The sequence below is a fragment of the Streptomyces sp. AMJ-169 genome (genome assembly GCF_055597585.1).
Genome location: NZ_JBVLTJ010000033.1, coordinates 1 through 10,431 on the forward strand (window position 1 = coordinate 1; position 10,431 = coordinate 10,431).

General features: G+C 70.0%; 2 protein-coding genes. Both read left to right on the plus strand.

Annotation, left to right across the window (positions count from 1 at the left end):
- A partial coding sequence (locus ACYUD3_RS38425) for a type I polyketide synthase (protein WP_470981130.1) occupies positions 1-2,191 on the plus strand: 2,191 nt, incomplete at its 5' end.
- Positions 2,192-2,212: 21 nt separating this feature from the next.
- The coding region (locus tag ACYUD3_RS38430) for a type I polyketide synthase (RefSeq protein ID WP_470981133.1) at positions 2,213-10,431 on the plus strand (8,219 nt) is incomplete at its 3' end.

Here is a 10,431-nt window from a genome sequence, read left to right on the forward strand (position 1 = left end):
GCGCGCGGGCGAGTTCGGAATCCATCCGGCGTTGTTCGACGCCGCCCTGCACGCCGCCGCGTTCCTGCCCGGCGAAGGCGAAGGTGTACTCCCGTTCGCCTGGCGCGGGGTGTCGCTGCACGCGTCGGGCGCACGGTCGCTGAGGGTACGGCTGTCGGTGACCGGAGAAGGCACCCTCTCCCTGGACGCGGCTGACGACATGGGCGCCCCGGTGCTGTCGGTCAACTCGCTGACGCTGCGACCGGTGCGAGCGGAACTGCTGGAGTCCGGGGACGAACAACGGTCGCTGTTCAGCGTGGACTGGACCCCGAAGCCCGCCGCCCAGGCCGGCACCGAGGGCTCGTCGTGCGTGGTGGCGGGCGTCGGCGGTCAGGACCTGGCGGCGCTCCTGGGGGTCCCCTGGCATCCGGAACTGTCCGAGTGCCCGGACACCGGCCTGGTTCTGGTGCCTGTGGGAGCCGGAGCGGACGCGAACGATGCTGATGTGGCTGCGGCGGCGCGTTCTGAGGTGTGCCGGGTGCTGGACATGGTGCAGCAGTGGCTGGCCGATGACGGGCGTGGTGACGCACGGCTGGTGGTGGTGACGAGGAACGCGGTGTCCGTGGGGACGGCCGACCGGGTGGAGGACCTGGCGGGCGCCGGGGTGCAGGGGCTGGTGCGGTCGGCGAGGTCGGAGCACCCGGGCCGGTTCGGTCTGGTCGACGTGGACGGTACCGCCGAATCATGGCAGTGCCTCCCCACCGCGCTGGGCGGGTCGGCCGATGACGAGGGCGAGTTCGAACTGGCGGTGCGGGCCGGGCAGGCATACAGCCCCCGGTTGACGCCGACGCGCGGGGGCGAGGCGTCGGCCCCGGCACGGCCGGTGGATCCTGAGGGAACGGTGTTGATTACGGGTGGCACCGGGACGTTGGGTGGATTGGTGGCGCGGGATTGGGTGGAGCGTCACGGGGCGCGGCATCTGCTGCTGGTGTCGCGGCAGGGGCTGGCCGCGCCAGGGGCGCAGACACTCGTCGAGGAGTTGACCGAACGGGGCGCCCAGGTGCGGGTGGTGGCGTGTGACGTGTCGGACCGGGCGGCGCTGACGGCTGCGCTTGAGGCGATTCCGGGTGAGCATCCGTTGACTGCGGTGGTGCATACGGCGGGTGTGGTGGACGACGGGGTGGTGACGTCGTTGACGCCGGAGCGGGTCGACGCCGTGATGCGTCCGAAGGCGGACGCGGCGTGGTACCTGCATGAGGCGACCGCCGGGCTGGACCTGGCCGCCTTCGTCCTCTTCTCGTCCATGTCGGGTGTGCTGGGTGCGGCTGGACAGGCGGGGTACGCGGCGGCGAACTCCGTGCTGGACGCGATAGCTCAACAGCGTGCCGCCCGCGGCGAGTCCGCCGTGTCGGTGGCATGGGGCATGTGGGCGCCGGTCAGTGCGCTGACCGGGCAGCTGTCGCAGACCGACCTCCGCCGGATCAGCGCGACGGGGGTTGTGCCGCTGACGGCGGAGGAGGGAATGGCGCTGCTGGACCGTGCTGTACGGTCCGGGCGCTCGTTCGTGGCGGGGATGCGCTGGGATCCGGCCGGTGTGCGTGCTGGTGGTCAGCCGTTGCCGGGGCTGTTGCGCGGTCTGGTGCGTGGCCCGGTCCGTCGTAGGAGTCTCGCCGCTGCGCGGGACGGCGAGGTGGCGGGCGCGGTGTTGCGGCAGCGCCTGGCCGGTCTGTCGGCTGCTGACGCTCAGGCCGTACTGGCACAGGTGGTCACCACTCACACGGCGACAGTTCTGGGGTACGCCACCCCGGAGTCGATACAGGTCACTTCCGCGTTCCGGGAACTGGGCTTCGACTCGATGACCGCCATCGACCTGCGTAACCGGCTCAACACGGCCACTGGTCTGCGGTTGCCGGCCACGCTGGTGTTCGACTACCCCACACCGGAAACAGTGGCCGACCACCTTCGGTCGGAGTTGCGCCCCGACCTCCTGGCGGCGGAGCCGTCCAAGGACGCGGACGCCCGTCTCGGCGAGACCCTGGCGGCCATCCCTGTCAGCCGCCTGCGCAAGGCGGGCCTGCTGGACCTGTTGCTACGACTCGCCGGCGAGGACGGCGAGGTCGCGGAGACCGTCACGTCCGGCGATGAGGTCTCGATCGACGAGTTGGACGGCGAGAGTCTGCTGCGCCTGGCCGCCGAGAACACCACGAACTAGCGACGATCGAAAGGCAATCCGATGAGTGACTCCGTCGAAAAGTATGTCGAAGCGCTGCGGTCGTCGTTGAAGGAGATCGATCTGCTGCGCAAGCAGAACCAGCAGCTCGCCACGGCCAGGGTCGAGCCGGTGGCGATCGTGGGAATCGGGTGCCGGTTCCCAGGCGGGGTGTCTTCGCCGTCGGATCTGTGGGATGTGCTGGTCGGCGGGGTGGACGCCATTTCCGGGTTCCCGGTGGACCGGGGCTGGGACCTGACTGACGGTGATTCGTCCCGCGCGGGTGGCTTTCTCCATGACGCGGCGGAGTTCGACGCGGGGTTCTTCGGGATCTCGCCGCGTGAGGCGTTGGCGATGGATCCGCAGCAGCGGTTGTTGCTGGAGACGGCGTGGGAGGCCCTGGAACGGGCCCGAATTGACCCGCACTCATTGAAGGGCAGCAGGACCGGTGTGTACGCCGGGCTGATGTACCACGACTATGCCGAACCCTTGAGGACGGCGTCGGATGAAGTGGGAGGAATTCTCGGGATCGGCACCGCGGGCAGTGTGCTGTCGGGGCGGATCGCGTACTCGTTGGGGTTGGAAGGGCCCGCGGTGACGGTGGACACGGCGTGTTCGTCGTCGCTGGTCGCGTTGCACTTGGCTGCGCAGGCGCTGCGGTCGGGGGAGTGCGATCTGGCGCTGGCCGGTGGTGTGACGGTGATGGCCACACCGGGGGCCTTTGCCGAGCAGAGCGGGCTGGCGGGGGACGGCCGCTGCAAGTCCTTCGCTGCGGCGGCCGATGGCACCGGGTGGGCTGAGGGTGTCGCGTTGGTCGTGGTGGAGCGGTTGTCGGATGCCCGGCGCAATGGGCATCGGGTGTTGGCGGTGGTGCGGGGTTCGGCGATCAATCAGGACGGTGCGTCGAACGGTTTGACCGCGCCGAATGGTCCGTCGCAGCAGCGGGTGATCCGGCAGGCGTTGGACAGTGCGGGTGTGTCTGCGGCTGAGGTGGACGTCGTGGAGGCGCACGGTACGGGGACTCGGCTGGGTGACCCGATCGAGGCCCAGGCACTGTTGGCGACCTATGGGCAGGACAGGCCTGCGGATCGTCCGCTGTGGCTGGGGTCATTGAAGTCCAACATCGGTCACACGCAAGGCGCGGCAGGGGTGGCCGGTGTGATCAAGATGGTGTTGGCGATGCAGGAGGGTGTGTTGCCGCGCACCTTGCACGTGGATCAGCCGACGCCTGAGGTGGACTGGTCGGCGGGTGCGGTGGAGTTGCTGACGGAGCAGCAACCCTGGCCGGTGGTCGACCGGCCGTGGCGTGCGGGGGTGTCCTCGTTCGGAGTCAGTGGCACCAATGCTCACGTGATTCTGGAGCAGGCTCCTGAGCTTGAACCGGCCTCTGATGTGGATGTTGTTGCTCCGTCGGTGGTGCCGTGGGTGTTGTCGGGGAGGTCGGAGTCGGCGTTGCGGGATCAGGCGCGGCGGCTTGCGGCGTTTGTGGAGGCGGATCCGGGGCTGGATCCGGTGGGTGTGGGTGCGGCGCTGGTGTCCACCAGGGCGAGTCTGGAGCATCGGGCGGTGGTCCTGGGCGCCGGCCGGGACGAGTTGATAGCCGGGCTGGGTGGACTTGCGGCCGGGGAGCCGGGTGCTGGTGTGGTGACCGGGCTGGCGGGTCAGGGTGTGGCTGGTGGGCGTGGTGTGGTGTTTGTGTTCCCCGGTCAGGGGTCGCAGTGGGTGGGTATGGCGCAGGGGCTGCTGGCGGTTTCGCCGGTGTTCGCGGAGCGGATGGGGGAGTGTGCCGAGGCGCTGTCCTCGTTCGTGGAGTGGGATCTGCTGGAGGTGCTGGGGGACCGGGAGGCGTTGGAGCGGGTTGATGTGGTGCAGCCGGTGTTGTGGGCGGTGATGGTGTCGTTGGCGGAGGTGTGGCGGTCGTTGGGGGTGGTGCCGGCCGCCGTGATGGGGCATTCGCAGGGGGAGATTGCGGCGGCGTGTGTGGCGGGTGGGTTGTCGTTGGCGGACGGTGCCAGGGTCAGTGCGGTGCGCAGCCGGCTGATCGCCGGGTCACTGTCCGGCCTGGGTGGCATGGTGTCGGTGGGACTGCCTCAGGCTGAGGTGGAGTTGTTGGTCGCGCGGTGGGCGGGGCGTTTGTCGGTCGCGGCGGTGAACGGGCCGTCGTCGGTGGTGGTGTCCGGGGACGTGCAGGCGGTGGCGGAGCTGGTCGAGGCGGGGGAGGCGGAGGGTTTCCGGGCTCGTCGGGTCGAGGTGGACTATGCGTCGCATTCCCCGCAGGTGGAGTTGATCGAGACGGAGCTGGTCGAGTCCCTGGCCGGGATCGCTCCGGTGGAGGGTGCGGTCGCGTTCTACTCCACGGTGACCGGTGAACTGACCGACACCCGGAAGCTGGACGCCGGCTACTGGTACCGCAACCTGCGGGAGACGGTGCGGCTGGCCGAGACCACCCGGGCACTGGCCGAGGCCGGTCATGGGGTGTTCGTGGAGGTCAGCCCCCATCCGGTGCTGACTCCCAGCCTGGAAGAGACTCTGTACGAGTCTCATCCGGCGGCGGTCGTGACGGGGACCTTGCGCCGGGACGGGAACGAGCCCGGACAACTCCTGACCGCCCTGTCCACCCTGCATACCCGTGGTGTCCGGGTGGACTGGTCCGCGATCGTGGGCCGGGACGCGGTGGTGGATCTGCCGACGTATGCCTTCCAGCGTGAGCGGTACTGGCCGGAGCCGGTGTCCGGGTCTGTGGTGGGTGGTGCGGATGATGAGTTGTGGTCGGTGGTGCGGGATACGGATGCGGGGTCGCTGTCGGCTGAGTTGGGGGTCGACGAGGGGGTTTTGGCTGAGGTGGTGCCGGCGTTGTCGGCGTGGCGTGAGCGTCGGCGGGCTGGGTCGTTGGTGGATGGGTGGCGGTTCGCGGAGAGTTGGAAGCTGCTGCCCGGGACGTCCCAGGCCGTTCTGCCGGATGGTTGGCTGGTGGTGGTGCCTGCGGGGTGGGGTGAGGATGCGTGGGTTGCTTCGGTAGTGGAGGCGTTGGGTTCCGGGGCGGTGCGGCTGGAGGTGGCGGGGGACGTCGACCGTGCTTTGCTCGCCGAGCAGTTGGCGGATCTGCCTGAGCCTGCTGGGGTGGTGTCGCTGTTGGGTGTGGTCGAGGAATCGTGTGAGGGGTTCGAGGCCACACCTGTCGGCTTGGCCGGGACGGTGGGGTTGGTGCAGGCGTTGGGTGATGCGGGGATCGCTGCGCGGGTGTGGTGTGTGACGCGGGGTGCGGTGTCGGTGGGGTCTGCGGATCCGGTCGTCGGCCCGGTGCAGACGGCACTGTGGGGTCTGGGTCGTGCTGCCGCGCTGGATGTGCCGGGTCGGTGGGGCGGGTTGGTGGATCTGCCTGCCGTGTTCGATGGACAGACTGGTGGGTTGTTGAGGCGGGTGCTGGCCGGTGGTGGTGAGGATCAGGTCGCTGTGCGGGAGTCGGGTGTGTACGGGCGTCGCCTGGTCCGGGCCGGTTCCGGGGCCGGTGGTGGGGTGCGGTTGAAGGGTTCGGTGTTGATCACGGGTGGGACCGGGGGTTTGGGCGGTCATGTGGCGCGGTGGGCGGTGGCCCGTGGTGCGGAGCATGTCGTGCTGGTCAGCCGCCGGGGTGAGCAGGCTCCCGGTGTGCCCGCTCTGTGTGAGGAACTCACAGGGCTGGGTGCGCGGGTGACGGTGGAGGCGTGTGACGTCGCCGACCGGGAGGCGTTGTCGGGAGTGCTGGCCCGGATACCGGCGGACTGTCCGCTGACGGCGGTCGTGCACGCGGCCGGTATCGGTGACGACAGCGTGCCGGTGGGTGAGTTGGAGCCGGGGCGGCTGGACGCGGTGCTGCGGGCGAAGACGCTGTCGGCGTGGCATCTGCACGAACTGACGGCGGAGCTGGACCTGACGGCGTTCGTGCTGTTCTCCTCGGGCGCGGCGAGCTGGGGTGCCGGCGGGCAGGCGGCGTATGCCGCGGCGAATGCTTTCCTGGACGGGTTGGCGCAGTACCGGCATGGTGTGGGGCTTGCGGCGACGTCGGTGGCGTGGGGTCTGTGGGCGGGGCCCGGGATGGGCGCGGCGGGTGCGGAGTTCGTTGAGGCGTACCGGCGGCGTGGTGTGCTGCCGATGGCTCCGGAGCTGGCGATGGCGGCTCTGGAACGGGCGGTGGGCGACGGCTCGGTCACTCTCACGGTGACGGACACGGACTGGGAGCGGTTCGCGCCGAGTTTCACCGTCGAGCGCCCGAGCCCTCTCCTCACCGGCATCCCCGAAGCACGCAAGGCGTTGGCTCGGCCACAGCCGGTTGGCGAGTCGGCGTTGCGGAGCAGGCTGGCCGGCATGGGGGAGAAGGAACGTGCGCGGACGTTGCTGGACCTGGTCCGGCGGGAAGCGGCCGTCACCCTCGGTTTCGACAACGCCGATGCCCTCCCGCCAGGCCGGGCCTTCCGGGACATCGGTTTCGATTCGCTGACCGCGGTGGAGTTGCGGAACAAGCTGGGTTCGGCCACCGGTCTCGTACTGCCCGCGAGCCTTGTCTTCGACCACCCGACGCCTGCCGTGCTGGCCGAGCACCTGCGTTCGGAACTGCTGGGCACGGAAGCGCAGATGGTGGCTCCGGTTGTGATGAGGGCCGAGCCGGACGAGCCGATCGCCATCGTCGGGATGGGCTGCCGGTTCCCGGGTGGGGTGTCGTCGCCGGAGCAGTTGTGGGATGTGGTGGTGTCTTCGGCTGACGCGATGGCTGAGTTCCCCGCTGATCGGGGCTGGGATCTGGCCGGTGATTTCGCCCGGGTGGGTGGGTTCGTCGAGGATGTGGCGGGGTTTGATGCGGGGTTCTTCGGGATTTCGCCGCGTGAGGCGTTGGCGATGGACCCGCAGCAGCGGTTGTTGCTGGAGACGGCGTGGGAAGCACTGGAACGGGCCGGGATCGACCCGGACTTGTTGAGGGGCAGCAAGACCGGGGTGTTCGTGGGCGGGGCGGTCTCGGGATACGAGACCGTGGGGGATATCTCGGACGAAGGGGACGGCTACCGGCTGACCGGTGGCGCGAGCAGCGTGCTGTCGGGCCGGATCGCGTATGTGCTGGGGTTGGAGGGGCCCGCGATCACGGTGGACACGGCGTGTTCGTCGTCGCTGGTCGCGTTGCATCTCGCGGCCCAGGCGCTGCGGTCGGGGGAGTGTGATCTGGCGCTGACCGGTGGTGCGGCGGTGATGTCCACACCGGGGGCCTTTGCCGAGTTCGCCATGCAGGGCGTGTTGGCGGGGGACGGTCGCTGCAAGTCCTTTGCCGCAGCGGCCGACGGCACCGGGTGGGGTGAGGGCGCCGGGTTGGTCGTGGTGGAGCGGTTGTCGGACGCCCGGCGCAAGGGTCACCGGGTGTTGGCGGTGGTGCGGGGTTCGGCGATCAATCAGGATGGTGCGTCGAACGGGTTGTCGGCGCCGAATGGTCCGTCGCAGCAGCGGGTGATCCGGCAGGCACTGGCCAGCGCCGGAGTCAGCCCGGCTGAGGTGGACGTCGTGGAGGCGCACGGCACTGGCACCCGGCTGGGAGACCCGATCGAGGCCCAGGCGCTGCTGGCGACGTACGGGCAGGACCGTCCGGCGGATCGCCCGCTGTGGCTCGGATCGCTGAAGTCCAACATCGGTCACACGCAGGCCGCTGCCGGTGTCGCCGGTGTGATGAAAATGGTGCTGGCGATGCAGCAGGGCGTGCTGCCCCGCACTCTCCACGTGGACCAGCCGACTCCGGAAGTGGACTGGTCAGCCGGCGCAGTGGAGTTGCTGACGGAGCAGCAACCGTGGCCGGTGGTCGACCGGCCGTGGCGAGCCGGGGTGTCCTCGTTCGGAGTCAGCGGCACTAACGCCCACGTGATCCTCGAACAGGCCCCGGTGTCCGATGCGGAGCCTGGGCCGGCGACTGCTCCGGTGATGGTGCCGTGGGTGCTGTCGGCCAGGTCGGAGTCGGCGTTGCGGGAGCAGGCGCAGCGGCTCGCAGTACACGTAGAGGCCGATCCGGGACTGGACCCGGTGGGTGTGGGTGCGGCTTTGGTGTCCACGCGGGCGAGTCTGGAGCATCGGGCGGTGGTCCTGGGCGCGGATCGGGACGAGCTGATCTCCAGGCTTGCCGGGCTGGCGGCCGGGGAACCGGGTGCCGGTGTTGTGACCGGCGTGGCCGGCCAGAGCGCTGTGGTGTTCGTGTTCCCGGGTCAGGGTTCGCAGTGGCCCGGCATGGCGCAGGAACTGCTGGAGTCCTCCCCGGTGTTCGCGGAGCGGATGCGTGAGTGCGCCGAGGCGTTGGCGCCGTTCGTGGAGTGGGACCTGGTGGGGGCGTTGGGTGATGAGGAGGCGTTGAAGCGGGTCGATGTGGTGCAGCCGGTGTTGTGGGCGGTGATGGTGTCGCTGGCGGAGGTGTGGCGTTCGCTGGGAGTGACACCGGCCGCCGTGATGGGGCATTCGCAGGGGGAGATCGCGGCGGCGTGCGTGGCGGGCGGACTGTCGCTGGCGGACGGCGCGAGGATCGTCGAGGTGCGCAGCCGGCTGTTCGCGAGGTCGCTGTCCGGCCGGGGCGGGATGGTGTCGGTCGGACTGTCCCGGGCAGGGGCGGAGTCGCTGATCGCGCGGTGGGAGGGGCGGTTGTCGCTCGCGGCGGTCAACGGGCCCTCGTCGGTGGTGGTGTCCGGTGATGCCGAAGCGGTGGCGGAGCTGGTAGAAGCGGGGGAGGCGGAGGGGTTCCGGGCCCGTCGGATGGACACGGACTGTGCGGGGCATTCGGTGCAGGTGGATCAGCTCAGGGCCGAGATGATCGAGGTCCTGGCCGGTGTCACCCCGATGGAGAGCACGGTCGAGTTCTACTCCACCGTGACCGGTGAGCTGATGGACACCCGCGAGCTGGACGCCGGCTACTGGTACCGCAATCTGCGGGAGACGGTGCGGCTGGCCGAGACCACCCCGGTGGTGGCCGCAGCCGGCTACGGGGTGTTCCTGGAAGTCAGCCCCCATCCGGTGCTGATTCCCAGCCTGGAGGACACCCTGTACGAGTCTCATCCCGCGGCGGTCGTGACCGGGACCCTGCGCCGGGACGGCAACGACTCCGAACAGCTCCTGACCGCCCTGTCCACTCTCCACACCCACGGCGTCCCGGTGGACTGGTCCGCGATAGTGGGCCGGAACTCGACGGTAGATCTCCCGACCTATGCCTTCCAGCACCAGCGGTACTGGCCACGCCCCCGGGCCGTGGCCGGAGACGCGCGGGGTATGGGGTTGGCGTCGGCGGGGCACCCGTTGCTGGGAGCGACGGTGGAGTGGGCCGGTGGCGAGGGTGTCGTGTTCACCAGCCGGCTGTCCCTCACCTCACACGCTTGGCTGGCTGATCACACGGCACGGGGTGTGGTGTTGCTGGCCGGCACCGCGTTCGTGGAGATGGCGGTGCGGGCCGGTGACGAGGTGGGGTGTGGTGTTCTGGAGGACTTGGCGTTGGAGCGGCCGTTGGTGCTGCCCGAGCGAGGGGCCGTGCAGGTGCAAGTGGTGCTCGAGGCACCGATGGAACCGGGCCGTCGCGCGGTGAGCGTGTACTCCCGCCTGGAGGAGACGGCCGGGGAGGCGGACTGGACACGGCACGCGAGTGGAACGCTGGTCTCTGAGGCAACGATTCCGGCGGGTGCGGAGCTGACGGTATGGCCGCCGGCGGGAGCGGAGCCGGTGCCGGTGGACGGGTTCTACGAGGACCTGGCCGCGACAGGCTACGGATACGGGCCATCGTTCCAGGGGCTGCGGGCGGCATGGCGGCGGGGCGACGAAATCTTCGCCGAGGTACGGCTCCCCGACGAGCCGGCCGAGCGGGCGGGCGAGTTCGGTATCCATCCGGCGTTGTTCGACGCCGCCCTGCATGCCGCAGCTTTCCTGCCCGGCGAGGGCATAGGCGGGCTCCCGTTCGCGTGGAGCGGGGTGTCGTTGCACGCCTCGGGCGCGAGGTCGTTGCGGGTGCGGCTGTCGGTGACGGGGGACAACACCCTCTGCCTGGACGCGGCCGACGACACGGGCGCCCCGGTGCTGTCGGTGAACTCTCTGACACTGCGACCGTTGCGGGCAGAGCTGCTGGAGTCCGGCGACGAACACCGATCGCTGTTCAGCGTGGACTGGACCCTCAAATCCGTTGCCCAGGACGGGATCGAGGGTTCGTCGTGTGTGGTGGCGGGCGTCGGCGGTCAGGATCTGGCGGCGGTCCTGGGGGTTCCCTG